Origin of the sequence: Pseudarthrobacter raffinosi (assembly GCF_023913735.1) — a bacterium.
GTDB classification, from domain to species: Bacteria; Actinomycetota; Actinomycetes; order Actinomycetales; family Micrococcaceae; genus Arthrobacter; species Arthrobacter raffinosi.
Window position 1 is genome coordinate 85278 of the sequence record NZ_JAMXBH010000009.1, and the last position, 25830, is coordinate 111107.

Consider the following 25830-nt stretch of genomic DNA (forward strand, 5'->3'; position numbering starts at 1 on the left):
CGAACGGGCGGCCGGTCACCGAAAGGTGACCGGCCGCCGTCGTGCGTTAAGGGTTCAGGACTCCCAGAGGATTTCGTCGTCCACCACGCCGTCTTCGTCGGCGGCTACCACCAGGACCTCGTCCGTGAAGTGTGAGCCCAGGGTGAAGTCCATCACGAAGTAGCGTTCAGGCTGTCCGGGGAAGATGCCCACGTGGCCGAGTTTGAGGGCTTTGAGGAAGACGTCGTTGGTGAGCTGGCTGCGTTCCTCCACGCCGAAGACTTTCTGCAGGTGCTCGTCCTTGAGGGCGCTGCAGTGGAAGTGGAGGTATTCCTGGGGGCTGGTGCCTTCCTGCTCCAGCTCGTCGGCGATCATCTGCCGCACCTCATCCACCAGTTCGGGGAGGAACCGCAGCCGGTAGTCCACCTTGTGCATGGCCGCTTCGTCAAAGTGGTCGTGTGCGTTGATGTTCAGGTCAAGTTCCAGTACCTGGCCACCCAGCTCATGTTTGGCGGCGATGTTGTGATCCCTGCCGTGGTTGAGCTCGATTTCTCCAAAGTGCTGGCTCGCTACCCTGTTCATACCTTCAACATAGCCCCCAAGTGCTGCGCTTTCCAGCATTCCGGGCTAATTGCCTGAGGACCCCGCAGCGGCCATCGTCTCGGCGAGCAGGTCCACAAACAGCTGCACCCGGGCGGTCTTCTTCTCGTTGATGAGCAGGGCAAACACGTTCCGGGCCAGCCGGATCTCGGGAACGTCCAGCACTACAACGCCGGCCGGCCGGTTCCGCAATGCGAGCTCGGGCACCAGCGCCGCGCCCAGTCCGGCGGCCGCCATTTCGAGGCTGGCATGGAAGTCGTCGCTGTGGGCCACCACGCGCGGATGCAGGTTGCAGCTGGCAAAGAGACGCTCAATCACTACGGCATCGGGGCTCCCGGGGTGGTGCATGATCCAGGGCAGCTCGGACAAATGGTCCGCCGCCACCTTGGCGTCCGTGCGGAAACCCCAGCCCGCGGGGAGCACTACGCGGAAGTTGTCATCGCCGATCCACTGCCGGTTAATAGTGTGCGGCCAGGCGAGCCCGGACTGGCCCACCTGGAAAACGAGCGCCACATCCAGCTCTCCGCCGGTGCGCAGTCCCTGGATGGTCTGGGCCGGTTCGGCCACCGTTACTTTGAGGTCGATGGCCAGGTCCTTCCACGCCGGATTCTTCAGGATGCGCGGGAGGACATAGGTAGCCAGGCTGGGGAAGATTCCCAGCCGGAGCTCCTGGCTGGTGCTGCTGTGTGTCTTGGAGGCTGCCGCCATCAGCGCTTCGATGTCCGTCAGCACCTTCGCGGCGTGCCGGGTCATCACTTCCGCCGCTTCCGTGGGGACCACGCTGCGGGCCGAACGCTGGAACAGGACCACGCCCGTTTCGCGTTCCAGGGCGGACATCTGTTGCGAGACAGCCGACGCCGTGTAGCCCAGGCGTGCCGCTGCGGCCGCGAACGAGCCCAGCCGGGTAACTTCCAGGAGGGTCTTCAGATGTACGGGATTTACCAACGCTGTCCTTCGGTCAGGGCCGCCTTGGCACTGCGGTGTGCCGGGGATGGAACGCCCGCTTCATTCTGGCACAAAGATTTACCGCAACTCAGTCATCCACCGGCCCCACGGCGTCGAACTGCCCCTAGAGAGTTTGCACCGAGCAAGCGCACATGCAGTCCGAGCAGGGGAGCAAAACAGTGTCTTTGGCAGGGAACTCGACCTTCAAGCCGCACGGACGGCGCATCGCCGTCGTGGGCAGCGGAGTGGCCGGCCTGACGGCCGCGTATGTCCTGAACCGGCAAGACAACGTCACCCTTTTCGAGGCGGACAGCAGGCTGGGCGGCCACGCCCACACCCACAATGTCGCGCAGCCGGATGGATCCGTCCTCGGCATCGACACCGGCTTCATCGTCCACAACGAGCGGACCTATCCCACCCTGCTGCGGCTGTTCGCCGAGCTGGGCGTGGAGACGCAGGACTCCGAAATGAGTATGTCCGTCCGCTGTGACGGCTGCGGCCTGGAATACGCCGGGGCCCGTGGGGGCGGTCGCGGCATCATCGCCCGCCCGTCCAGCCTGCTGCGCGGACGCTACCTGCTGATGCTGCTGGAGCTCATGCGCTTCTACCGCAGGGCCCGCACTCTGATTGAGTCGGCTCCCGCGTCCGACGCCGGCCCTGGTGCGGGCGGCGCGGAGCTGACCCTCGGTGACTTCCTGGCAAAGGAACGCTTCAGCAAGTACTTCATCTCCCATTTCATGACGCCGGTGGTCAGCGCGGTGTGGTCGTGCGATCCCACCACGGCACTGTCCTATCCGGCGCGCTACCTCTTCACGTTTTTGGGCCACCACGGCATGCTGGGCGTCAAGGGTTCGCCGCAGTGGCGGACGGTCACCGGCGGTTCGGGGCAGTACGTGGCGAAGTTGGCCGCCACGCTCCCGGACATCAGGCTTAGCAGCCCGGTCACCGCTATCCGGCGCCACGCCCTCGGCGTGGAAGTGGACACCGACCACGGAGTCGAGGATTTCGAGGCCGTGGTCATCGCCACGCACCCGGCCCAGGCCCTGGGCTTCCTCGCGGACGCCACGCCGGCCGAAAGGGAAGCCCTGGGGCAGATGCCGTACTCGGTCAACCACACGGTTTTCCACCGGGACCCGGCCGTTTTGCCCTCCGCGGACAATGCCAGGGCGTCCTGGAACTACCGGCTCCCGGGCTGCGAAGCCCGCCCGGACAAGGTGCTGGTCAGCTACGACCTCACCCGTCTGCAGCGCCTGGAGCCGGCCGATGGCCAGCCGTACCTGGTGAGCCTGGGGGAGTCCGAGCTCATCGCCGAGGACCGGGTCCTTGAACGCATGGTCTACGAACACCCCCAGTACACCCCCGAATCATTGCGGGCACAGCAGCGCATTGCGGCCCTGAGTGATGACCGCATTGCCTACGCCGGCGCCTACCTGGGCTGGGGGTTCCATGAGGACGGCGCCCTGGCCGGTGTCCGTGCCGCCGCGAGCCTGGGACGCACCTGGGACACTTCCGGGATCCAGGCACCCGAGCCCGAACTGCTCCCAGCCTCGGAGGGCGCATGAGCTCAACCGCAGCCATCTACCGCACGTCCATTTCCCACGTGCGCCAGACGCCGCTGAAGAATGCGTTCACCTACCGGAGCTACAGCTGGTTTGTGGACGTGGACCGGATCCCCGTCCTGCCCCGGCTCATGCGGCCGCTGGCTGTCTTCCGGGCCGCCGACCACCTCGGCGATCCCGAGGACACCATCCGCAGCAACGTGGAACGGTTCCTGCTGACCCGGGGGATAGAGCCCGACGGCGGGGCCATCCGGATGCTGACCAGCGCCCGGGTTTTCGGCCACGTCTTCAACCCGCTCACCATCTTCTGGTGCTACCGGATGTCCGGGGAGCTGCAGTGCGTCATCGCCGAGGTCCACAACACCTACGGCGAACGCCACTGCTACCTCCTGGAAACGGATCTTTCCGGCCGGGCCAGCGTGCCCAAGGCCTTCTACGTTTCACCGTTCAATGACGTTGACGGGCAGTACCGGATGAAGCTGCCCGCCCCGGAGCAACGGCTGTCCGTCTCCATCGTCCTGGAGCGGGAAGGTCAACGGCCGTTCGCCGCAACCATGGACGGGGACCGGCACCCGGCCACCGTCAGGAACATCCTGGCAGCGGCCATTGCCGTCCCGGCCGCGCCGCTGCTGGTATCGGCGCTGATCCGGATCCAGGGCATCAAACTCTGGGCTCGACGCCTGCCAGTCATCAAAAAACCACATCACCCCTCACAGGAGGCAGTCCAATGACCATGACCGATGAGAACGGAACAGCCGCGACTGCGGAGGTCTCCGCCGCGAAGTCAGCCGCACGGCACCCGGTGACGGAACGGACCGCTGCCGGGGTACCGGCGTCGCCGGCCACCATCGATCCGGAAGTGTGGCCCGGTGTTGCCCACGCGCCGTCGGGCACTAAAGCGCTGGTGGCGGGCAAGGCCGCCGGCCTGCTGTTCAAGGCGGCCGTACGCCGGCTGCCCCTGCGCATTGCCTACCCGGACGGTTCGGTGCTGGGCGCCGGTGGCCCGGACGCACCGGTGATGACCATGCTCAGGCCGGCAGCGTTCGAAGTTCGGATCGGTGACAATGGCCTGATCGGGCTGGGCGAATCGTTTATGGCGGGGGACTGGGAAGCATCAGACCTCGCCGGAGTGCTGGAGGTCTTCGCCGCATCCGTGGACACCTTGATCCCCGCACCGCTGCAGAAGCTGCGGACCCTGTACCTGCCGCGGACGCCGCGGCAGGAACGCAACGAAGAGCACAACACGCGCAGCAACATCTCGCGGCACTACGACCTCTCCAACGAGCTCTTCTCCCACTTCCTGGACACCACCATGAGCTACTCCTCGGCGCTTTTCCCGCTGAGCGACGGTGCGCTGGATGCGGTCCCGTGGGACGCGTTGGCGGAGGCCCAGCAGACCAAGATCGACAGGCTGCTGGACAAGGCCGGCGTCGGATCAGGCACGCGGCTGCTGGAGATCGGCACCGGCTGGGGTGAACTGGCCCTCCGGGCAGCAGCCCGTGGTGCCACCGTTTACAGCGTGACGCTGTCCAGTGAGCAGCGGGCGCTGGCGCAGGAAAGGATTGCGGCTGCCGGTTACGCAGACCAGGTGACGGTTGCGCTGCAGGATTACCGGGCCGTGGAGGGCGAGTTCGACGCCGTGGTGTCGGTGGAGATGATCGAGGCGGTTGGTTATGAGTACTGGCCCATCTACTTCCAGACCATTGACCGCGTGCTGGCCCCGGGCGGGAAGGTGGCCATCCAGGCCATCACCATGCCGCACGGCCGCATGCTGGCTACGCGCAACGCGTACACCTGGGTGCACAAGTACATTTTCCCCGGTGGCTTCCTTCCCTCAGTGCGGGCCATCGAAAGCGTGACCCAGCAGCACACCACACTCCGCGTGCGGGAACGGATGGGCCTGGGCGATCACTACGCCGCGACCCTGCGCCTCTGGGAGGGGCGGTTCATGGCCCGCTCACTGGAGGTGGGCGGGCTGGGGTTCGACGCCGTGTTCCAGCGGATGTGGCTGTTCTACCTGTGCTATTCACGGGCGGGTTTCCAGTCCGGCTACCTGGACGTGCAGCAGATTGTGCTGGACCGCAGGGAGGCTCAGCTTTAATTTTCAGGTGGTCACACGCACGGTCACACGCCGGCGCTGGAAACTCCAGTTATGGAAACTAATTGGAACACCACAGCAGAACTGAATACCTTCATCACCCTCACAGCCGACCGTATCGTGGCTGAGGGCACCCAGAGGGATCGCCGGACCCTGGAGATGATGGCATCCGCGGTCCAGCAGTTTGCGCCGGGCGCGGCGGCCGCGCTCAATGACTGGGACGGTTCGGAGGTAGCCCGGCTGCGGGCATTTGGCATCGTTCACGGTGTGTTGGTGCGTGAGTTGGTTGCGCCCGCCCAGGCTGAACTCCTGGCGCAGCTCAATCCGGCACCCGCTCTGGTGCTGGCTGCCTGAGCGTTGCTACATTGTGCTTGTGCTGCGCCTTCGGTTGATCGGCAGATTGGGTCTTGAACGCGACGGCCAGCCGATTCCCGGGCCCAGAGGCCACAAGAGCTGGGCCGTATTGGGGAGGCTGGTCCGGTCATCGGGGCCGGTTTCCCGCCAGGTTCTCGTGGATGAGCTGTTTTCTGACGCCGACGATCCCATGGGGGCACTGCGGTGGACGCTGGCTGAACTGCGTCGGAAAACGGGCCTGGCCGAAGCTTTCCGGGGCAACCCTGTCTCGCACGGGCTCGGTCCGGATACAGCTGTGGACGTGGCCGAACTCTCGCGGGGCGTGCTGGAAACGGAGATTCCCGAAGGGCACTTCCTGGAAGGGATCGACGTCAAGGGATCGCCAGGGTTTGAGTCCTGGCTCCTGGTGGAGCGCCAGAGGGTGGACAGTGAGGTGCTCAGCGCCCTGAGGCAGGCCGCTCTTCGGGCGCTTTCTGCCCGGCAGTCCGCCCGGGCCGTGGAACTTTCCCGGGCCATGGTGGCACGGGCGCCCTTCGAAGAAGGGCCGCACATCCTGCTGGTCAAGGCGCTGGCCTCATCCGGTGATGTGGACGCTGCCCTCCGGCAGGCCGACGTCAGCGAAGCAATGTTCGCCGCCGAGCTCGGAACAAGGCCCACCGCGGCCCTCCGCGCGGCCGCACGGCCCGCCGTCGCTGCGCCGGTACCCGGTGTTTCAGCCCGCGCGTCCGCCCAGTCCCTGTGCGAGGCCGGGCTTGCCGCCCTGTCAGCCGGCGCTGCCGACGCCGGGATCGAATGCCTGCGCGGAGCGTCCGCCGCAGCCGAGTTATCCGGCGACAAGGAACTGCTGAGCCGCTGCCTGACCGAGCTCGGCGCGGCGCTCGTCCACTCAATTCGAGGCTACGACGACGAAGGCTCTATCATTCTTGCCGCCGCCGTAGACCTGGCGTCTGCCGCCGGCGCGGAGCCGGTAGCGGCAAAGGCGCTGTCAGAGCTGGCATATGTTGACATCCTCGCCGGACGGCGGGCCAGTGCCGCCGGATACCTGGAAACTGCCCGCGGGCTGGCAACCGGGGATCCGTCCCTCGACGCGGCGATCGCCGGGTTTGAAGCCATGAACCTCAGCGACTGGGGCAAGCTTGAAGCAGGTGCCGACCAGTTCGCTGCCGCCGTCGAACTGAGCCGGAGTGCCGGTGCCGTCAGGCGTGAAGCCTGGAACCTGGGACTGGGGGCACGAAGCCTGTTCCTCCTGGGCCGCGTGGACGAGGCCGGAGAATGGGCCCGGCAATCCTGCGAACTGGCCCGCCGCGAACGCTGGACGGCATTCCGGCCCTGGCCGGAAGCGTGGCTGGCCCATGCCCGTCTGTCCGATGGAGAACGGCCCGGGGTGGTCCGGGAGCAGGCGGAGGCAACCTTCGCGCTCGCACGCCAGCTGCAGGACCCCTGCTGGGAAGGCCTTGCTGCGAAGACCATCGGGCTCACGCATTTGCTGGAAGGCAACGCCGATACTGCACTGGAGTGGATGAAGAACGCGGGGATCCTCTGCAGCCGGGTCACTGATTCGTACGCCTGGGTACAGGTTGAGATCCTCCTGGCAGAGGCCAGCGCGGCGCTGGAGTCCGGGGACACGGTCCGTGCGGATGCCGTGGCGAGGCAGGCTGTGGCCGGAGCGGCCCGGGGAAGCATGGATGACCTGCTCGACCGCGCCATGGGCCTCTTGGCGTCGCTGCCCACGGTACGGAGCTAAGACTCCGGTTTGGCCTGTTCGAGCCACGCGCGACACGCCGTCCCGCAGGCGACACGCCGGGTCGGAAAATGTGGCTAAGTACTCCACAGGGTGTGGATGACGTCCGCAAAAACGGCGGGATTCCGGACATTTTGAGGGCCTCTGCCTGTGGATTAAAAGTGCATTAAATGACATACTTGTAATACATCATCTTGGGGTTCCGAAGAGCCGTCTGCACTACATGTAGTATCGACGTACAGCTTGGGCGGGACAAAGACGAGCGAAGATTTCGATAAAGGGGACAGGGACCATGACCGTTACGGTTTACACCAAACCTGCGTGTGTACAGTGCAACGCAACCTACCGTGCGCTGGACAAAAAGGGCATCACTTACCAGAGCGTTGACATCTCCCAGGACGCCGAGGCCCTCGAGCGCCTGAAGGCGCTGGGCTACATGCAGGCACCTGTTGTAGTCACGGACCAGGACCACTGGTCAGGCTTCCGCCCGGACAAGATCGAGGAACTGGCGCTGTCTGCCGTTTCCTCCGTGGCCTAAGGCCCTGCACTTTTCGCCAGCCGGCAACTTTCAATACCCACACATGAGGTGACTCCCGTGTCAGCACTGGCAGTGGCCAGGGCCCAGGTGGACCCGTTGCAGCCTGTCACCACACAGAGCCAGCTCATCTACTTTTCCTCCACCTCCGAGAACACCAGCCGCTTTGTCGCGAAGCTCGGACGTGAGCTGGCACGGATCCCGCTCCATACAAAGGATGCACGCCTTCTCGCCACCCGGCCTTACGTGCTGGTGGTGCCGACGTACGGGGGCACCGGGGGAGAGGGCTCAGTGCCCAAGCAGGTGATCCGCTTTCTGAACAACCCGCGGAACAGGCAACTGATCCGTGGGGTTATCGGTGCAGGCAACACAAACTTCGGGGACAACTACTGCATGGCAGCGGACATCATTGCCGCCAAGTGCAACGTCCCCCGGCTTTACAGATTTGAACTTATGGGCACGCCAGAAGACGTCGCCCGCGTACACAATGGATTGGACACGTTTTGGACACGACTGTCGCAGACACAGAAGTAACCAGGGCCGAAGGCCAGGGCACCCGCGCAGGCGCCGCCGTCGAAAAGCCCGAGATGCCAGCCGCCTATAAGGGCCTGGGCTATCACGAGCTCAACGCCATGCTGAACCTGTACGGTCCGAACGGCGAGATCCAGTTCGAGGCCGACCGCGAGGCTGCACACCAGTACTTCCTGCAGCATGTGAACAACAACACCGTCTTTTTCCATGACCTGGAAGAGAAGCTCGACTACCTCGTGAAGAACCAGTACTACGAGCGCGAAACCCTCGACCAGTACACGATGAACTTCATCCGCGAGCTCTACAACCGCGCGTACAAAAAGAAGTTCCGCTTCGAGACCTTCCTGGGCGCGTTCAAGTTCTACACGTCCTACACGCTGAAGACGTTCGACGGCAATCGATTCCTGGAGCGCTACGAGGACCGCGTCTGCATGGTGGCCCTTCACCTGGCCCGTGGTGACGAGAAGCTCGCCCTGCAGATGGTGGACGAGATCATCGAAGGCCGCTTCCAGCCGGCCACGCCCACGTTCCTGAACGCCGGCAAGAAGCAGCGCGGCGAGCTGGTCTCCTGCTTCCTGCTCCGCATCGAAGACAACATGGAATCGATCGGCCGGTCCATCAACTCGGCGCTGCAGCTGTCCAAGCGCGGCGGCGGTGTGGCGTTCGCGCTGACCAACATCCGCGAAGTGGGCGCCCCGATCAAGCAGATCGAGAACCAGTCCTCCGGCGTCATCCCCGTGATGAAGCTCCTCGAGGACAGCTTCTCCTACGCCAACCAGCTCGGTGCCCGCCAGGGTGCCGGTGCGGTGTACCTGCACGCGCACCACCCGGACATCTACCGCTTCCTGGACACCAAGCGCGAGAACGCGGATGAGAAGATCCGCATCAAGACCCTCTCGCTGGGCGTTGTCATCCCGGACATCACGTTCGAGCTGGCCAAGAAGGACGAGGACATGTACCTGTTCTCCCCGTACGACGTGGAACGCGTCTACGGCATGCCGTTCTCCGACGTCTCGGTCACCGAGAAGTACTACGAGATGGTGGACGATTCCCGGATCAAGAAGACCAAGATCAAGGCGCGCGAGTTCTTCCAGACCCTCGCCGAGATCCAGTTCGAATCCGGCTACCCGTACATCATGTTCGAGGACACCGTGAACCGGGAAAACCCGATCGACGGCAAGATCATCATGTCCAACCTGTGCTCGGAGATCCTCCAGGTCTCGCAGCCCACCACGTACCATGACGATCTGTCCTACGACCAGACCGGCAAGGACATCTCCTGCAACCTGGGCTCGCTGAACATCGCCAAGGCCATGGACAGCCCGGACTTCGGACTGACCATCGAGACGGCCATCCGGTCCCTCTCGGCAGTCTCGGACATGTCCAACATCACCTCGGTACCGTCCATCGCCCGCGGCAACGACCAGTCCCACGCCATCGGCCTGGGCCAGATGAACCTGCACGGCTACCTGGCCCGCGAGCGGGTCCACTACGGTTCCGAAGAGGGCCTGGACTTCACCAATATCTACTTCTACTCGGTGGTGTACCACGCGGTCCGCGCCTCCAACCTGCTGTCCATCCAGACCGGGCAGACCTTCGGCGGCTTCGAGAAGTCCAAGTACGCCTCGGGCGAGTTCTTCGACAAGTACACGGACCAGGAATGGGTGCCGCAGACCGAGAAGGTCGCGGAGCTGTTCAAGAACATCCACATCCCCACCCAGGATGACTGGCGTGAGCTGAAGGCTTCCGTCATGGAGCACGGCATCTACAACCAGAACCTGCAGGCTGTGCCGCCGACGGGCTCGATCTCCTACATCAACAACTCCACCTCCTCGATCCACCCGGTGGCGTCCAAGATCGAGATCCGCAAGGAAGGCAAGCTGGGCCGCGTGTACTACCCGGCGCCGTACCTGACGAACGACAACCTGGAGTACTACCAGGACGCGTACGAGCTCGGCTACGAGAAGGTCATTGACACTTACGCCGCCGCCACCCAGCACGTGGACCAGGGCCTGTCCCTGACGCTGTTCTTCAAGGACACGGCCACCACGCGCGACATCAACCGGGCCCAGATCTACGCCTGGAAGAAGGGCATCAAGACCATCTACTACATCCGTCTCCGCCAGCTCGCGCTGGAGGGAACCGAGGTGGACAATTGCGTCAGCTGTATGCTTTAATCTTCAACTAAATCTGGACAGTACGACGGCGGGCGCCCGCCCGCCGTCGTACGCTTAACTTCAAAGAACAACCCAACTTTTAGGGGATGACATGACCGAGAAGGTCAAGCTGCTTAGCCACGTCGAAGCGATCAACTGGAACCGCATCCAGGACGATAAGGACGTAGACGTCTGGAACCGCCTGGTCAACAACTTCTGGCTGCCCGAGAAGATCCCGCTCTCCAACGACGTCCAGTCGTGGGCCACGCTGACCCCGGACGAGCAGCAGCTCACCATGCGCGTGTTCACCGGCCTGACCCTGCTGGACACCATCCAGGGCACCGTCGGCGCCGTATCTTTGATTCCGGACGCGATCACCCCGCACGAGGAAGCCGTCTACACGAACATTGCGTTCATGGAGTCCGTGCACGCCAAGAGCTACTCCTCGATCTTCTCCACCCTGGCCTCCACCAAGGAGATCGACGAGGCATTCCGCTGGTCCACTGAGAACGTGAACCTTCAGAAGAAGGCCCAGATCGTCATGGACTACTACCAAGGCGACGACCCCTTGAAGCGCAAGGTGGCCTCCACGCTGCTGGAGTCCTTCCTGTTCTACTCGGGCTTCTACCTGCCCATGTACTGGTCCTCACGGGCCAAGTTGACGAACACGGCCGACTTGATCCGCCTGATCATCCGCGACGAAGCCGTGCACGGCTACTACATCGGCTACAAGTTCCAGAAGGGCCTTGAAGGTCTCTCCGAGGAGCGAAAGCAGGAGATCAAGGACTACACGTTCGAGCTGCTCTTCGAGCTCTACGAAAACGAAGTCCAGTACACGCACGACCTCTACGACTCCGTTGGCCTGGCCGAGGACGTCAAGAAGTTCCTGCACTACAACGCCAACAAGGCGCTGATGAACCTGGGCTACGAAGCCATGTTCCCGGCTTCCGTCACCGACGTGAACCCGGCGATCCTCTCCGCGCTGTCCCCGAATGCTGACGAGAACCACGACTTCTTCTCAGGCTCGGGTTCGTCTTATGTGATCGGCAAGGCCGTCAACACCGAGGATGACGACTGGGACTTCTAAGTTCCTGTAGATGGACAACCTACTTGGTCCTTTGGACAACCTATTTGGTCCTGTGTTGTGAGTTGCCAAGATAGTTGGCACAAGTGACAAGGTAGTTGGCCAGCGACAAATGACATGGCATCCGTGACAAGCCAGTTGGCAAACGGCGGGGCCTGAGGCTAGTTGGCGTTTCGAGCGCTAGTGTGAGACCCCGACCTAACTGAGCAATTTCGCAGTATCTGAGCAAAAACAGCCTCGTATCTGAGCATTGCTTCCTCCTTCATCCTTCTTCTTTCTGGCTTTCTACTTCCTAAGCTCAGGGGTGGTCCTGCAAATGCTGACAGGATGCACCAATGGCTATATCAGCGCACGTCGAAAGAGATGACAGTGGATTTAGTGACCACGTTTGTTCCAGGAGTCATTGTGGCTCTGCTGATTCGTTTGGATGCGAAGCTAATTGGCCCATACTTTGCATTGAGCGAACTTGTTCCAGGATTTCCTGGTTTTGATGCTCCTCTATGGACGCAACGTGGTGCCCTACGCTTTGCTGTAGCCAGGCGGGCGCTCTATCCGTTTCTTCTCGGTTGCATCTTCGGGCTAAGCGGTTTGTCGCTGTATGTAGCAGGGGTGGCTGGCGGAATGGCAGCGTTCCTGCTTCTTTGGCCCGGCTTTTTCATGCCACGCCCGTGGGGGGTTCGGCAGTTTGAGTGGCGGCTTATCCTGCTCCATGTGAGCATGCTCGCGGCTTTTGCTGGGTTCTCAGCGTTGGGGGTAGTAGTCGTTGGTACAATGGAGGCTCTCGGTGACGGGGACATCCTCAAATATGTTGCGGAAAACCTCTTTAATTGGATTGTTACGCTTGTCGTGACGATCGCTGCCAGTGCCTTCACAAAGGGCCTCTTCCTTTCAATGAAGGAACGTTCTGAAGATCGGCGGCGCCGCAGTTTCAATCCGGTGTCTTCTACTCATGACAGCAGCAATTGAGCCCGCGTTAGCCGGGAGTCCAATAGGGCACTTTTTGTGGCGGCTCGAAGATATATCTCAAAGCCGCATTTTCAAGCGCTTCGTACGGATCATTGAGCGCCGCATCCATAGTAAAAACCTGGATGAGGACTGGGTGCTCTATCTCTCGGCTATCTGCTTAGTCGAAACCTCGCAGCGTCCCTTGCCAGTTCGTTTCGTTGAGCGCTGTTGTGCTCCCATCGCACGCCTGTGGCGCAACGGGAAGCCGATCACCTTGGGGCCGCTCCAACTTGCAAACGCTCCTTTTTCCTTTGCCAGAGCCGTCGATGACGCCATTTGCTTTTTAATAGAACGCAACTTTGATCCAACTTCAACTCACACGGTTCAAGCGTTAGCAACTCACTGGAACGGATCAATTGGGGCAGATGCGGGGTCAACTTTCAGCTACTCTGATGCTCTGTCCGCGGCTATCTCTGTGCTGGCTCCCATGCATTGCGAGGAAGTTTCTGAGCAAAATTCGAATCTGGGACAGAATAGGAACTCAGATGCCGCAAATAGCAATCGTGGTGATGACCTTCCCTGGCGTTCCGAACCGCACAAGCATGAAGACTGTCGCGTTCATACATGGTTGCCGAGTCCCTTGGGAATGTATAGGCGCGAGTGCACCGATTTTGCGCTCTGGCGGCTGAATCTGACTTCCGGTGTTACCGCGAGCCCTTGGAGATACCATAATTCGGCATTGTTGTTAGGCGATGCGGAATTTTGGATCAACGCCTGGCATCGGCATGGCTGGTCCACCGGCACAAGACCTGAGATCGGTTCAGTGGCCTATTTTGTCCCCGGCTCAGGTGGTGCAGGAGATTTAGGCCATGTTGCTGTCGTGGCTTCTTTTGACGAAGTGAATGTGACGATCGAAGAATACAACTTTCAGCCGCCGCCAAATGATCACAGCTATGGCATCAGAGTAATCCCACTTGCGTTACCCAGCATCTATCTTCATCGTCCTGAACTTTAGGCAGCAGGACTCAAAGGGGATCCAGGCGATCGCCTCCTAGCCTCGGGTTAGTGTTGGCATCTCCTGGATTATGTTGGAGGCGGATCTGGGGTTGGACGCGACTCTCTACTTGAGTCGTAAGGGCCGGCCGTCCGTACACTGAAGAAGTCCGATCTGGAGAACCGCGAACGGATACAGGGTGTCATCCTTCCTCGGCCAAGACCCGCGGCCGCTCAGGGCTCATCTCAGGGATTCGTTTCCCCACGAACCGTGAAGAGCCGGCAATGCCTTGAGCTGCCGCGGGACTCGGTTACCGGGTCGGTGTCGGCGACTAGCGGATTATCTACACATCTAGGACGACGTGCTCATGATAGTGATCGTCAACCTAGGACACCGGCGGGACATCTACCTGAAGTGAGGATCTCCGGACGTGCAATCAAAGACCCTGCGGGGTGGCTAGCCGGTTGTTACGCGCCCGGTCCAGTCCCCGGATGATAAGTTCTCCAGCCACGCCGAGGCCCAGCAGCATCAAAAGAGTCCCGTTCCGGGCGGAACTCGCGGCAATGTAAGTGTTCTGCGCAGCAGTGACAGCGGCGATGTCATTGGCGTACCAGCCGTTGACAACTGTTTGCTGCGGGGCACCCTTTGTCTCGCCGTTGTTCATGGTGTTCTTTAGATCGGCTGCGCTGAGCTCCGACTTCCAGTCGGAAGGGCTGCTGCCACTCTGAAAGACGGGATTGTTTGCCAACCAGGTGATGATCAGAAGCAACGCCAGCACAGTTCCCAGAATAGTTCGGGCACCATCGGCGGATGGGAGCTTCGTTAACTTCAGCCGCTTGGCCTTCAGCTGCGGTGCGTGGTCTGGTGTCGGCGGTACGTCCGGCACCGCGTTTCCATTGGATGTTTCGTAGGTAGTCATTTCCCCATTTTTCATAGTGTTGTTGTTGCAATCGCCTTTTGGCAGAAATCTCTTGGGCTACGTCCGCGCCTCGGCAAACCGCGGCGCCATGGACTCCATCTGCTCCATGACGAGCTTGATCGCCTCCGGCTGCTTGTCCGGCGGATATCCATTGAGGACCAACAGTCGTTTGATCGAGGAACGGAGTTTGGCGCGGACGTCATCACGCACAGTCCAGTCGGTCCGTACGTCGCGTCGCATCACATTTACGAGTTGGCGCGCGATCTCGGCCAGCTTTCCTTCGCCCTGGACTTCCACCGCGGATTCGTTCGAAGCCACGGCATCGTAGAACGCGAGTTCGTCGGAGTTCAGCGGGGGAGTGAAGTGCGCACCACGGTTGCCTTCGGCCGCAACCTCCCGCGCCAGTTCCACCAGCTCGGCAATGACCTCCGCAGACGTCAGCTGCTGATTTGTGTACTTCTTCATCAGCTCGGTGATGCGCTCCGAGAACGCCCGCTGACGGATGACATTGTTCCGCGTCGACGCGGCGGACTCATCGGCAATGAGCTTCCGCAATGCCTCAATAGCCAGTTGCGGATTCCGCGCGCTTTGGGTCTTGGCGATGAATTCCGGCGTTAGGTCATCCAAGGACGGCTTTGGCATTCCGGCAGCATCATAGATATCCAGCACTTCGCCTGACGACGTGGCGTTGGCGATCAGCTGACCCAGCAAGCGTTGGATCTCCTCCGGCACCGGCTCGCCGCTAGCCTGTCGGTCGGCTGCGTCGTACTTGGCCATCCAGACGCGGATTTCCTCGTACACCTGGATCTCCGGTCGCAGCTCGGCTAATGTCTCCGAACCGGAGCACAACGCCCATGCGCGTGACAGCTGGCTGGAAAACTTGCGGTACTTCGAGGCGAGGGTCTCTTCGCCGTCCGTCGGCTGGTTGCCGGGTGTGCCAGGATTGCGCAGGTAACTGACAGCACCCGTGACGGCGTTCAGGAAGGCCTTGGGCCCGCCCTTCATCAGCACAGCCTTCCAGTTGTGGCCTGCCAGCAAGGAACGGAGGGACTCCACCAGAGACACCGTCAAGCCAACGGCCTCGTCGATGTTCTTGCCCACCGGCTTGTTCGCCCGGTCGTCCTTCGTGTACTCGCCCAGCGCCTTCGCAAGATTTTCCGCCAGCGGCGCATACGCAACGAGTAGCCCATCCTCCTTGCCGCGGAAGGTGCGGTTCACGCGCGCCAGCGTCTGCATCAGCAGCGCGCCCTTGAGCGGCCGGTCGAGGTAAAGGGTGTGCAGGGGAGGAGAGTCGTAGCCGGTGAGCATCATGTCTTTGACGATCACCAGCTCCAGCTCGTCGTCAACGTTCTTGAGCCGCTCCTTCACCTGGGCATTCAACGAATCCCGGCGCACATGGTCTGACACGGGAGGCGCATCAGTCGCATCGCCCGAGTACACCACCTTGATCTTGCCCTTCGACAGGTCGTCTGAATGCCAGTCGGGCCGCAGTTCCACAATCGCGGAGTACAGCTTCGCGCAGATCTCCCGCGTTCCGCCCACAACCATCGCCTTGCCCGGCGCCTCGATGAACTTTCCCATCCGGTCACGCCGGTTCTCCCAGTGCGTCACCAGATCCTCGGCGAGTGCGCCGATCCGCTGCGGGGCACCATAAACGGCGTTGACGACGGCGACGCTCGCCTCGAGGCGCGCCCGCTCGGTGTCGTCCAGGCCCAGCGTCGCCTCGTCGGCTGCCTGGTCAAGAATCTCCTCGGTGACGTCTGAAGCTAGGCCGACTTTGATCAGCCGCGGCTCGAAGTACACCGGCACTGTCGCACCGTCTTCGACGGCGCGGGAGAGGTCGTAGATGTCGATGTAGTCACCGAAGACGTCCTGGGTGTTGCGGTCATCAAAGGAGATGGGTGTTCCGGTGAATGCGATCAGGGTGGCATGGGGGAGTGCGTCGCGCAGGTGCCGGGCGTAGCCATCCAGGTCGTCGTAGTGCGACCGGTGTGCCTCGTCCACCACCACGATGATGTTGCGCCGGTCGGACAGCAGCGGATGGTCGGCGCCGGCGTCCTTCTCCGATTTGCTGCGGCCGAATTTCTGCAGCGTGGTGAAATAGATGCCGCCGGTGGTCCGGTTGCTGAGTTCGTCCCGCAGTTCGGAGCGCTTCTTGACCTGCTTGGGTGACTCGGCGAGGAGCAGGCTGCGGTCGAAGCCCTCGAACAGCTGGCCGTCGAGCTCGTTCCGGTCGGTAATCACCACGACGGTCGGGTTCTTGAGCTTTGGCTGGCGGGCCACCATGTTCGCGTACAGTTCCATTTCCATGGACTTGCCCGAACCCTGGGTGTGCCAGACAACGCCGGCCTTGCCGTTGCTTTCCACCGCCTGGATGGTGCTGGCCACCGCCTTGGTGACGGCGTAGTACTGGTGCGGCTTGGCAATGCGTTTGGCCAGGCCGCCCGAACCCTGGTCGAAGGCTGTGAAGTTGCGTGTCAGCTGGAGGAAGCGTTCCTGGTTGTAGAGCCCGTCCAGCGCAGTGTCCAGGGCGGTGACGGCGTCGCCGTCGACAATGTAGCCCTGGGGGACGGGGATGCCGTCGTCGTCCACGTTCCACGGTGAGAAGTGGTTGAAGGGGGTGAACGGCGTTCCGTACTTGGCCTGGATCCCATCAGTGGCGAGTGTCAACACACAGAAGCGGAAGGCCATCGGGAATTCGCGGAGATAGGTTTGGAGCTGGGCGTGGGCGCCGGGTAGGTCGGCGTGCGTGCTGCCCGCCTTCTTCAGCTCGATGATGCTCACAGGCATCCCGTTGCAGTAGAGCACGACGTCGAATCGCCGCTTGTAGTCACCTTCCACCAGTGTGACCTGGTTGACGGCGAGCCAGTCGTTCTGGTCCGGTTCCTGGCTGATGAGGCGGATGGTTGGGTTTGCTTCGTTTCCGTCGGAGTCGATGTAGGTCAGCCGGTAGCCGTCCACGAGGCAGTTGTGGATCCGGTGATTCTCGGCGAGAGCGTCGTTGGATTTGGGTGCCGCGATTTCCGACAGTGCCTGCTGTAGGTATTGGGCTGGGACCGTTGGGTTGAAGCGCTGGAGCGCCGTGAGCAACCGCGGCCGGATAAGCAGTTCGGCCCAAGAATCGCGTTCTCCGGTGCCGGGAGCGATGGCTTGGCCCTCCAATGGCTTCCAGTCAAGCTCGCCCAGCCGCTCCTTCGCGGCGCCTTCCCAGTCAGCTTCGGAAAAGGCTACTGTTGGCGCTTGCGTCACTGTGATTCCCCCTGGTTGACCAGATTCGCTGGTGAAAGTTCTTCCGCTAGCTCGACTTCTGGTTCCTGGATAATGGGCAGAGTGGCCGCGAATTCCTCGGGCAATGATTCCACAATTCCCGTTCTCCGTTCCTTGACGCCGGTGAGAATTTCTGTGGTCTGAAGCGAATTATCGGCCTTGTCGTCGCGGGAAATCTCGAATCGAGGCGATTGAACATCCGCGAACTGGGTCCTACTGCTCTGGGTGAAATCTACGGCGCCCGGTTCAATGGCTGCCCCTTCATTGGCAATCCCAAATGGCACGTGTACGCCCGCAACGAAGGAGGAAGCCGGATCTAGGTGGCTCTTCTGATCGTCGAAGAAGATATGCGGACGCATCACTTCCAACACTTTCGACTTGGCAATTCCGCCCAAGAAGAAGGCGTCGTTAACAGTGACATCCCATGCCGCTAGTGATTGGACGGCCCGCTCATGAGCAGGGGCATTGCGCGCCGTCACAAGTGATATTCGCACGCGAGGCTCGTAGTTCGAATCTGTTGCTTTCTTCTTCGACTCCAGTCTCTGAATCAAGTTGAGGTCACGAAGTAATTCATTGAGCGGGCCAGGAATCAACGCGCGATCCCGGTTTTTCGTCTCGTATTCCTGGAAATCTTTCAGGCTTCCAGTTTCCTTGTATATCCTTTCGGCCTCGTCATCCCCAAGCACTCCGTCAAAGTCGAAAGCAATTCGCAAAGTTTGATCGCCGTCGTCGTAGACAGCCGTCGAGGGCAAGACGTGCCCTGCTGGGTAGCCCAGAGCCGTTGCTGCGTCTACATCGGCTCGGTTGCCGGACAGGAACAGAGACATGTCGAAGGCGCCGATGTACTTGTAAGGTGCCTGCCCTTGGGTGAAGACGGCTCGCGTAATGGTTAGTCCGTACGTCCTGATGGACCGAAGGACCCTTAGCCCTGTAGAGGGGTCGTTCTTCGACAATACGATGACTTCAACAAGGGGGTCGTCGTGTTCGCGCAAGTTGTTGAGGCCAAGGAGCCGTGAAATGAATGGGAATGCCACTCCGCGCCCAAGGGTGGAATCAATGTGCTGGTCTTGAAATTCGCGGTAAGCTTCTTCGCCATGTTCGCGAAAGTATGAATCGGACTCCGTCAGATCAAAAAGTGCGCTTGACGCTACACCGACGACAAGCCGGTTCTTCAACTCGTATGCCATGGATCTTCCCCTCAAGAATGGCTTTGCCGGACAGCGTCCGGACCGAAAATGAAAGTTGCAGACGGTATCTGCAACTTTGGCGCTGGGGCTAATGGCATTTGTGCAGCTGGCTGCTGCACAAATTCTTCATGGCCCAGCGCTGGTTGCTTTATCCAAGCCAACTCTGTGTCCGATCCCGGACACGCGCACGTAGTGGATCATCGCGAAGTGTTTCAACGGACGGTGCAATTCTCCCTGCCCCGGCCAATCTTGCAAGTACCCTTGCAAGATTGGAACGGCCCTGGCCGAAGTTGTGCAATGCGTTGCACAACTTGAAGAGTCGCTCGCGTCTCAATTGGGCAAGTGGTGCTTGCACAATTGAAACCTCCACCTTCAACACCACCGCAACGCGTTGCACGTTCATACCCCGGCGCCCTCCAACACAGATTCGGCATCCCTGACCCGGAGTTTGCCGGACATGAGCTGGGGGAGAAGGGCGTCGCGCGTGGCGGCGAGGGTCCGATACTCGTCCGTCAACGACTTCATCAGCTTGAAATTGGCCGTGCTGATCTCTCCGAAGTGCGCAAGTGCGACCGGATCCGGCTTGCACAATGTGTATCCCGCCAGATCAAGTGCAGAGACGCGTTGGCGCCCTGACGTCCCAACCATGTGCCGGATAGCGAATGTTCGGAAGCGTTCGCTGGTCGCGAGGAAGTATGAGAGAGGCGTTGGTACCTCTGGCAATGATCGAAGAACAATGAATTCGGTCGATCCGATGCCCACTTGCCCTTCGTCGAGGAAATCCACGAAGCCGGTCTTGCGGTTCTCAAGGCATGGCGTAATTCGGGCCAGAAGCGTGTCGCCGGTCATGAACCGAGCGCCGCCTTTGGCAGGACGATGGTCCCAATCGCTGATGCCCATGTTGTTGACTGGAAGCTTCTGCATGTCGACGTACACGGGCTCGGGTTCAACCGGTGTTGCGACTTTGGGGTTGATCTCAACCAAGTCGCCGAGCCCTATGACTTCGGAATCATCTTCTGGATTCTGACTGAGCCCCAAAGCATCAAAGCGGGCTTCGAGAAGTGTGACCAGAATCGTGGCGAGTTTGGTGTTGGCGGCGATTTTGTCGTCAAGGGCACCCAGGATTTCTGATACTGCTCGCTGCTGAGCTAAATCCGGAAGCTCGATAGGAATCCCACGAAGCGAAGTCAGCGGCTGCCCAATTCCTGGCGTTCCTACCGTGGAAGCCCGCATCAGCAGCTCGCGCTCGCCGGGACCTCTGAAGTAGTACAAGACATACTTTGGAACGGCCTTCGACAGGTCAACGGTCAATTTCATCATGCTCGATGAGAGCAGCATTCGACGTTTGCCGACGAGCCCGACCCGGCCAATTGCGCCGCGATGTGGAAAGACAAGATCACCTTCATCCAGCATGGATGAAGAAAGCTTTTCTGCAGTCTCTGGCGAAACGAAAACTAAGTCGTCCTCGTCGAGAATTGGACTCGCCTTGATGTTCTGCCCACGGACAACAGGAACGCCAGATTGAGTGTAGAGATCGGCCTTCAGGTTGGATCCAAACGGTCCGATGGAAATAGAGCGCGGTGTTGGAGCTGCGATGTCTTGAATTGTCCTACGCTTCAGGTTCATGAAACCCTCCCCAGCTGCTCGCGTACGACCTGTGCCAGCCGCTGTGACTCTTCGAACTGCTCGAACAGCTCCTTTGACAGCCGGGCGATCTTCTCCTCAATCGGCTCACCGTCGTCCTCAACATCGGCAGCACCGACGTACCGCCCAGGCGTCAGCGCGTAGTCCGCTGCCTTGACCTCCGCGAGGCTGGCCGAATAGCAGAAGCCAGCCTCGTCGTCGTACGTCAATCCTGACTCGACCGCCGAAGCCGTGCCGCGCCAGGCGTGGTACGTATTGGCGATCTTGGCGATGTCTTCATCGGACAGCGCGCGCTCGGCGCGGTCCACCATGTAGCCCAGGTTCCTCGCGTCGATGAACAGAACCTGCCCGGTCCGGTCCACAGAACCGCGCGGCCCGGCGGTCTTGTCCTTCGCGAAGAACCAGGTGCAGACCGGGATACCGGTGCTGCGGAAGAGCTGGGTGGGCAGCGCCACCATGCAGGAGACCAGATCGGCCTCCACCAGCTGGGCGCGGATCTCGCCCTCGCCGCCGGAGTTGGAGGACATGGAGCCGTTGGCCATGACCACGCCGGCGCTGCCGCCAGGTGCCAGCTTGGAGATGATGTGCTGGATCCAGGCGTAGTTGGCGTTGCCGGCCGGGGGCACGCCGTACTTCCAGCGCGGGTCGGACTCGGAGCGGGCCCAGTCCTTGATGTTGAACGGCGGGTTCGCCATGATGAAATCCGCGCCGTTGCTACCGCTCAACTCGGGGTGCTGGTCGCGGGCGAACGTATCGCCCCAGCGCGAGGCCAGGTTGGCGTTGAGCCCGTGGATGGCGAGGTTCATCTTGGCCATCCGCCAGGTGCGCTCGTTGAGCTCCTGGCCGTAGACCGAGATGTCCGAGCCCTCCATGTTGTGGGCCGCCAGGAACTTCTCGGCTTGGACAAACATGCCGCCCGAGCCGCAGCAGGGATCATAGACGCGGCCGCGGTGCGGTTCCAGCACCTCCACCAAAACCCGGACCACACCGGCCGGCGTGTAGAACTCCCCGCCGCGCTTGCCCTCGGCCTTGGCGAACTTCTCCAGGAAGTACTCGTACACCTCGCCCAGCAGGTCGCGCGCCTTGCTGGCGCCCTGGCCGGTGAAACGGGCCGAGTTGAACAGGTCCAGCAGCTCGCCCAGGCGGCGCTGGTCCACGTTGTCCCGGTTGTAGATGCGGGGGAGCGTGGCCGCCAGGCTTTTGTTGTCGGCCATGATGAGCTCCATGGCTTCATCGATGAGCAGCCCGATGGACTTGGGCGCGGAGCCGTCCACCGCATCCAGGCCCTTGGCGTTCTCCGCCAGGTACGTCCAGCGCGCCCGAGGCGACACCCAGAACACGCCGCGGCCGGTGTACTCGTCCACGTCGTCAATCAGCTGGGCGATCTGCTCTTCGTTGAGCCCGTCGGCCTCCAGCTCGGCCTGGATGATCCCGCGCCGCTCCTCGAACGCGTCCGACACGTATTTCAGGAACACCAGCCCCAGGATCACGTCCTTGTACTGCGAGGCATCCATCGAACCGCGGAGCTTGTCCGCCGCCTTCCAGAGGGTGTCCTTCAGTTCCTTCATGGTGGACGGGGCGAGGTCCACCTTCAATTTCGGAGGCATTATGCGGTTCCTTCTGTTGGTGCGGCGATGGAGATGGGGTCTGTCAGGGTAAGGCTTCCGCCCGCTACGCCGTCCGTAATCAGGGTAGCGAGTTCTTCCAGTCGGTTGAGCCGTTGACGGGCTTCAGCCTGCTCGTGTTGCAGCCTGGCCAACGAGTGGGAGAGGGGCTGACGCTGCACTTCCGGGGCCCGGCGCAACCGCCAGTTCCGCCAGGACTTGTCTGCGGCGGGGCGGTTGCTGATGTCAGCGGCAACCACGACCGGCACCAGACCGCCGGGATCACCGCCGTCGATTCTCAGTATCCGGGCGGGGAAGACCACGACGGCGCCGCCGTCCGCATCGACCAGCGCGGCGGGCCGCGGGCTGGTGCAGAAAACAATGTCGCCTGGTTCGGTGAGGCGCCCGGCCGGGTATCTGGCCGCGAACTCGAGGAGCGTGATGAACCGTGGCTTGGCGTTGTTCAGATCCGTGAGTTCCTCACGGCCCAGGATCCGGATTCCCGCCTGCCGGTTGAGGTCAGTCGCCTCCACCCTGATGCCTTTGACGTACTTGAGGTTTCCTGCCGACAGGAGTTCCTGAACTGAAGCGGGCCGGAGTCCAGTGCCCGGTACGGCCGGCTGTACTCCGGGCAGTGCAGATGTTGACGCCCCAGTCGACAACAGGCGCACAAGTTCCTCGACCCGGAGCGCAGACTCGGCGCCGCCCGCCGCCGTCGTACTTCTGACAGGCAGACCGCTCACGAGGGAACCCTTGCTGGCGAGCAGGACCCGGGTCTGCACCAGCCGGGTGAACCTGAACGAGTGTGCGCGGATGGTGGCACGATCGCCCATGGAGGCGACGACGTCGCTGATCAGGTCCTGGCTGACATCCAGGGTGAGCGGAGTGGTGCTCAGGTCCGCCACGCTTGTCCAGCGCTCCGCAATCGGCACATCAGCGAAGGACGGTCCCAGTACCCAGAGGGCCTGCGGCTCCCGGGGCTTGGAACGAAGAAGCCCCGGCTGGAGGCGGACGATGGCACGAACTCTGCCCGAGCGCAACAGATCTGAGCGCAAGTTGCCGGCCTCTCCAGCGAGAGCGTCGCACAATACCCGGGCAGGCGCGATGACAACGGCTCGCTGACTGTCGTCCATTTGCAGGACGATGTTTTCAATGCTGTTCAGGATGCCAGTGGTGTCCAAAGCTGGATTGCCCGGGGCGGGGTATTGGGCCACGTGCACCGCAGGGCCGCTGACCGCGAAGGCTCCCTTGGCGTCGATCTTCACGGGGCTGCTGTCCGTGCCATGCACTGCCAGACGACGGCGGGCCAGTCGCGACGCTCTGCCATGGTGGTCGGCTGCCAGGAGAGTGATGGGCCGCGACTCTCCGACTTGCTCGACGATGCTCAGCATCACGTCGCTCCCGCCGGGCGTCGAGTCGACGAATAACAGCCTGCTGTCCAGGGTGGATGCCAGTTCCATGGCAGTTGCGCCCACGAGCTTCAGTGCCTCTTCCGTCAGCGCGGTGTCTGATTGCTCTCGCAGCCCCTCCTTGAACCGGTGGGCGAGCAGTTTTTCAAAGGCCGCCGGCGCGCTGAACGCACTGTCCGCCAACCGGTCGGCGAAGCCAGCCAATCCTGAGAGCGCCGAGCCGAGCGCCTCGAGTTCGGAGTATAAGAACACATCGTCAGGGTCCGCTTCATCTGCGGCATCCAACAGTTCGGCTGCAGAACTTTGTGCCAGAGCCTGTCCCGTGATGACCTTCAGGGCGAGGAGCGCGGTCAGACCATCGAACGTCTGCCGACTGTCCCGTTGCATTTCGCCAAGCGGTGCAGCAAGTCTCGCAAAGACCGCAACGTCGTTCCGAGCCTCCGGGTTGTTGCCCCGGCCGGTGGCCTGGAGCCAAGCGGTGATGTGGTCTGCGTCGAACAGCTCCACGCCGTTGGTTTGCGCAGTGGATGCCGGGAATGGCAGTGGGCCTCCGCTGCTGCGCTTGCGCCACATGGAAACGACGGGGCGCTGAACCTGGGCAAGCGAGGCGACATCGGAGAGCGTCATACGCAATGTTTCCGTGAATGTCTCCATGGCTGCCCCCTTCAGTCGTGATCGTCCCATCAGCTTAGTGGCGGCGACAGACATTCTAAGGTTTCAACTGATAACCCGGGTTATCAGTCCGATTATGCGAGAGTTCACAGATTCGATCGTAGGTTCATTCTGCAGCCACGAAGCAATCTTCCGGAGCTGCGACGGCGGCGGGGAACCGCGTATTGGGGGATCAGTATCCCGCCGCCGTTTAGCGGTCATCCACAAACAGAGGAAGAGAACATGTTGAACACAGACGACGCCGGCACGCCGGTGCCAGACAGTCCGGAATTCTCGGAGCCGGAGGCTCAGCCGGCAGCTGCGGCGCCGAAACGCAGCCGGAAGAAGCACATCCTTCAGGCGACAGCCGCCGTCGTACTTCTCGCCGGTGGGGTGGCCTTCGGAACCATACTTCCCGACCCGAAGGCCAGCGATGCCTACGCGGCGCTGGCGGACGAGAAGGCAACGGTCGAGATTGAGCGCGACGCCGCGCTGTCCAGTTACGCGTCCGTGAAGGGCAAGTACGACAGCCTGCAGGGCGGCATCACAGACCGGGAATCCAAGGTTTCCGCACGGGAAACCGAAGTGGGCAAGGTCGACGCTGCAGTCAAGACTGCCGAAGCCGCCGTGAAAGCCCGCGAAGAGGCTGTCACTGGAGCGGAAAAGACGAAAGCGGCCAACACCATTGGCGACGGCACCTGGTCGGTGGGCACGGACATCGAGCCCGGAACCTACCGCGCCGCCGCGGCAGTGGGATCCACCTGTTACTGGGGGATATACCGCAGCGGCAGCAACGGCGGCGACATCATCGAAAACGACATCCCCGGCGGTGGCCGACCAGTGGTCACGCTCTCTCCGGGTCAGGACTTCAACTCAACCCGCTGCGGCAAATGGGAAAAGCAATAGCACCCGCAGCATCACCAATCGCACCCTTGAAAGGCACCACCACCATGTCTCACCAGAACTTTGATTCAGTCCCGTCCATGCCGGTTGCTACGGCAACAGTCAAGCGCCCGTTCTACAAGAAGAAGCGCTTTGTGATTCCGGCTGGCGTCCTGCTGCTCGGAATCGTCATGGGCTCCTGCTCCAGCGGCAGTAAGCCTGTGGCGGACACCAGCCCCATCGCTTCGGCGGCTGCCTCCGCGGCTCCCTCCGAGGCTGCGGCGCAGCCGGCGGCAGCACCGCCGTCGGCCGCCCCGGCACCGGCGGCTCCCACGGGACCGGCGGTGGGGACACCCTTCCCCGTGAAAATGCGCAACGGCGACGTCGCCAGGATTACGATCGTCTCCGCTGTGCGGACTGACGCGGTGACCACCACGGCCTTTGCGTCGCCGCCGAAGAACGGAACCTACCTGCTCCTGGACGTGCTGTGGGAGACCGAGGCGGGGAAGACCAGCTCGAATCCCTTCTACTTCTCAGCCAAGGACGAAAGCGGCCGGAAGGCTGACCTCAGCATGTTTGCCGATAATCAGCTGGGTTCCGGTGACGTCCTGCCGGGGGACAAATCCCGCGGCTTCATCGCGTTCGACATGGCACCCGGGGCGGCAACAGTGATGATCTCCGACCCGCTGATGCAGGAAGCGGCGCGGATCCAGATCCCGGGGTAACCGGAACTTCAGCGGGACGCG

The 25830-nt window shown here is 61.9% G+C and carries 21 protein-coding genes; 13 read left to right on the forward strand and 8 right to left on the reverse strand.

The features are described 5' to 3' along the window. Positions 1–54: 54 nt before the first annotated feature. The gene (locus tag NG698_RS09965) at positions 55–561 is read right to left on the reverse strand and encodes a DUF2004 domain-containing protein (protein WP_104060889.1); all 507 of its coding nucleotides are present in this window, start codon (positions 559–561) and stop codon (positions 55–57) included. A gap of 45 nt (positions 562–606) precedes the next feature. Beyond that, the gene (locus tag NG698_RS09970) at positions 607–1524 is read right to left on the reverse strand and encodes a LysR family transcriptional regulator (protein WP_252599504.1); all 918 of its coding nucleotides are present in this window, start codon (positions 1522–1524) and stop codon (positions 607–609) included. A gap of 152 nt (positions 1525–1676) precedes the next feature. Between NG698_RS09970 and NG698_RS09975 the strand changes: the two genes are divergently transcribed. The 11 genes from NG698_RS09975 (at position 1677) to NG698_RS10025 (ending at position 13542) form a co-directional block, all read left to right on the forward strand. Continuing rightward, positions 1677–3086: an NAD(P)/FAD-dependent oxidoreductase gene (locus tag NG698_RS09975; protein WP_252609520.1), complete on the forward strand. Its 1410-nt coding sequence runs from the start codon at positions 1677–1679 to the stop codon at positions 3084–3086. After that, positions 3083–3814 carry a DUF1365 domain-containing protein gene (locus NG698_RS09980; protein WP_252609522.1) on the forward strand — a complete coding sequence of 244 codons (732 nt, stop codon included), beginning with the start codon at positions 3083–3085 and terminating at the stop codon, positions 3812–3814. Before NG698_RS09975 ends, NG698_RS09980 begins: the two co-directional genes overlap by 4 nt. Beyond that, entirely contained in the window at positions 3811–5184 is a 1374-nt protein-coding gene (locus NG698_RS09985; RefSeq protein WP_252609524.1) for a class I SAM-dependent methyltransferase, read from the forward strand. Before NG698_RS09980 ends, NG698_RS09985 begins: the two co-directional genes overlap by 4 nt. Positions 5185–5235: 51 nt before the next feature. Further along, a complete protein-coding gene (locus NG698_RS09990) occupies positions 5236–5535 on the forward strand; it encodes a hypothetical protein (RefSeq protein WP_252609526.1) in 300 nt (99 codons plus the stop codon). 157 nt (positions 5536–5692) lie between these two features. Further along, the gene (locus tag NG698_RS09995; protein ID WP_252609528.1) at positions 5693–7279 is read left to right on the forward strand and encodes an AfsR/SARP family transcriptional regulator; all 1587 of its coding nucleotides are present in this window, start codon (positions 5693–5695) and stop codon (positions 7277–7279) included. Positions 7280–7568: 289 nt separating this feature from the next. Then, positions 7569–7814: a glutaredoxin-like protein NrdH gene (nrdH, locus tag NG698_RS10000; protein WP_013601222.1), complete on the forward strand. Its 246-nt coding sequence runs from the start codon at positions 7569–7571 to the stop codon at positions 7812–7814. A 66-nt stretch (positions 7815–7880) separates the two neighbouring features. Next, on the forward strand, positions 7881–8345 hold the full coding sequence (gene nrdI / locus NG698_RS10005) for a class Ib ribonucleoside-diphosphate reductase assembly flavoprotein NrdI (protein WP_252609616.1): 465 nt from the start codon (positions 7881–7883) through the stop codon (positions 8343–8345). Between the two features lie 53 nt (positions 8346–8398). Beyond that, positions 8399–10519: a class 1b ribonucleoside-diphosphate reductase subunit alpha gene (gene nrdE, locus NG698_RS10010; protein ID WP_252599564.1), complete on the forward strand. Its 2121-nt coding sequence runs from the start codon at positions 8399–8401 to the stop codon at positions 10517–10519. Between the two features lie 91 nt (positions 10520–10610). Further along, positions 10611–11585: a class 1b ribonucleoside-diphosphate reductase subunit beta gene (nrdF, locus tag NG698_RS10015; RefSeq protein WP_024368367.1), complete on the forward strand. Its 975-nt coding sequence runs from the start codon at positions 10611–10613 to the stop codon at positions 11583–11585. A 402-nt stretch (positions 11586–11987) separates the two neighbouring features. Then, on the forward strand, positions 11988–12548 hold the full coding sequence (locus tag NG698_RS10020; RefSeq protein ID WP_252609530.1) for a hypothetical protein: 561 nt from the start codon (positions 11988–11990) through the stop codon (positions 12546–12548). Next, a complete protein-coding gene (locus NG698_RS10025; protein ID WP_252609538.1) occupies positions 12532–13542 on the forward strand; it encodes a CHAP domain-containing protein in 1011 nt (336 codons plus the stop codon). The genes NG698_RS10020 and NG698_RS10025 overlap by 17 nt, the downstream gene beginning before the upstream one ends. Before the next feature lie 415 nt (positions 13543–13957). On the opposite strand, the gene NG698_RS10030 is transcribed toward NG698_RS10025, so the two are convergent. From NG698_RS10030 to NG698_RS10055, 6 genes are all read right to left on the reverse strand, one after another. After that, positions 13958–14440, reverse strand: coding sequence for a hypothetical protein (locus NG698_RS10030; RefSeq protein WP_252609540.1), 483 nt, complete (start codon positions 14438–14440; stop codon positions 13958–13960). A gap of 57 nt (positions 14441–14497) precedes the next feature. Further along, positions 14498–17689: a type I restriction endonuclease subunit R gene (locus NG698_RS10035; RefSeq protein WP_252609542.1), complete on the reverse strand. Its 3192-nt coding sequence runs from the start codon at positions 17687–17689 to the stop codon at positions 14498–14500. Continuing rightward, positions 17686–18894 (reverse strand): 5'-nucleotidase, encoded by a 1209-nt coding sequence (locus tag NG698_RS10040; protein ID WP_252609544.1) that lies wholly within the window; start codon positions 18892–18894, stop codon positions 17686–17688. The genes NG698_RS10035 and NG698_RS10040 overlap by 4 nt, the downstream gene beginning before the upstream one ends. Positions 18895–19293: 399 nt before the next feature. Then, entirely contained in the window at positions 19294–20520 is a 1227-nt protein-coding gene (locus NG698_RS10045) for a restriction endonuclease subunit S (RefSeq protein WP_252609546.1), read from the reverse strand. Continuing rightward, complete coding sequence (locus tag NG698_RS10050; protein WP_252609548.1) at positions 20517–22145, reverse strand: class I SAM-dependent DNA methyltransferase; 1629 nt, start codon at positions 22143–22145, stop codon at positions 20517–20519. The genes NG698_RS10045 and NG698_RS10050 overlap by 4 nt, the downstream gene beginning before the upstream one ends. Further along, complete coding sequence (locus tag NG698_RS10055; protein WP_252609550.1) at positions 22145–24205, reverse strand: hypothetical protein; 2061 nt, start codon at positions 24203–24205, stop codon at positions 22145–22147. Before NG698_RS10055 ends, NG698_RS10050 begins: the two co-directional genes overlap by 1 nt. A gap of 240 nt (positions 24206–24445) precedes the next feature. Here NG698_RS10055 and NG698_RS10060 point away from each other — a divergent pair, with 240 nt between their 5' ends. Together NG698_RS10060 and NG698_RS10065 are read left to right on the forward strand one after the other, a co-directional pair. Further along, positions 24446–25108, forward strand: coding sequence for an Rv1352/Rv1906c domain-containing protein (locus tag NG698_RS10060; RefSeq protein WP_252609552.1), 663 nt, complete (start codon positions 24446–24448; stop codon positions 25106–25108). Positions 25109–25152: 44 nt separating this feature from the next. Then, on the forward strand, positions 25153–25809 hold the full coding sequence (locus NG698_RS10065; protein WP_252609554.1) for a DUF4352 domain-containing protein: 657 nt from the start codon (positions 25153–25155) through the stop codon (positions 25807–25809). Positions 25810–25830 lie beyond the last annotated feature (21 nt).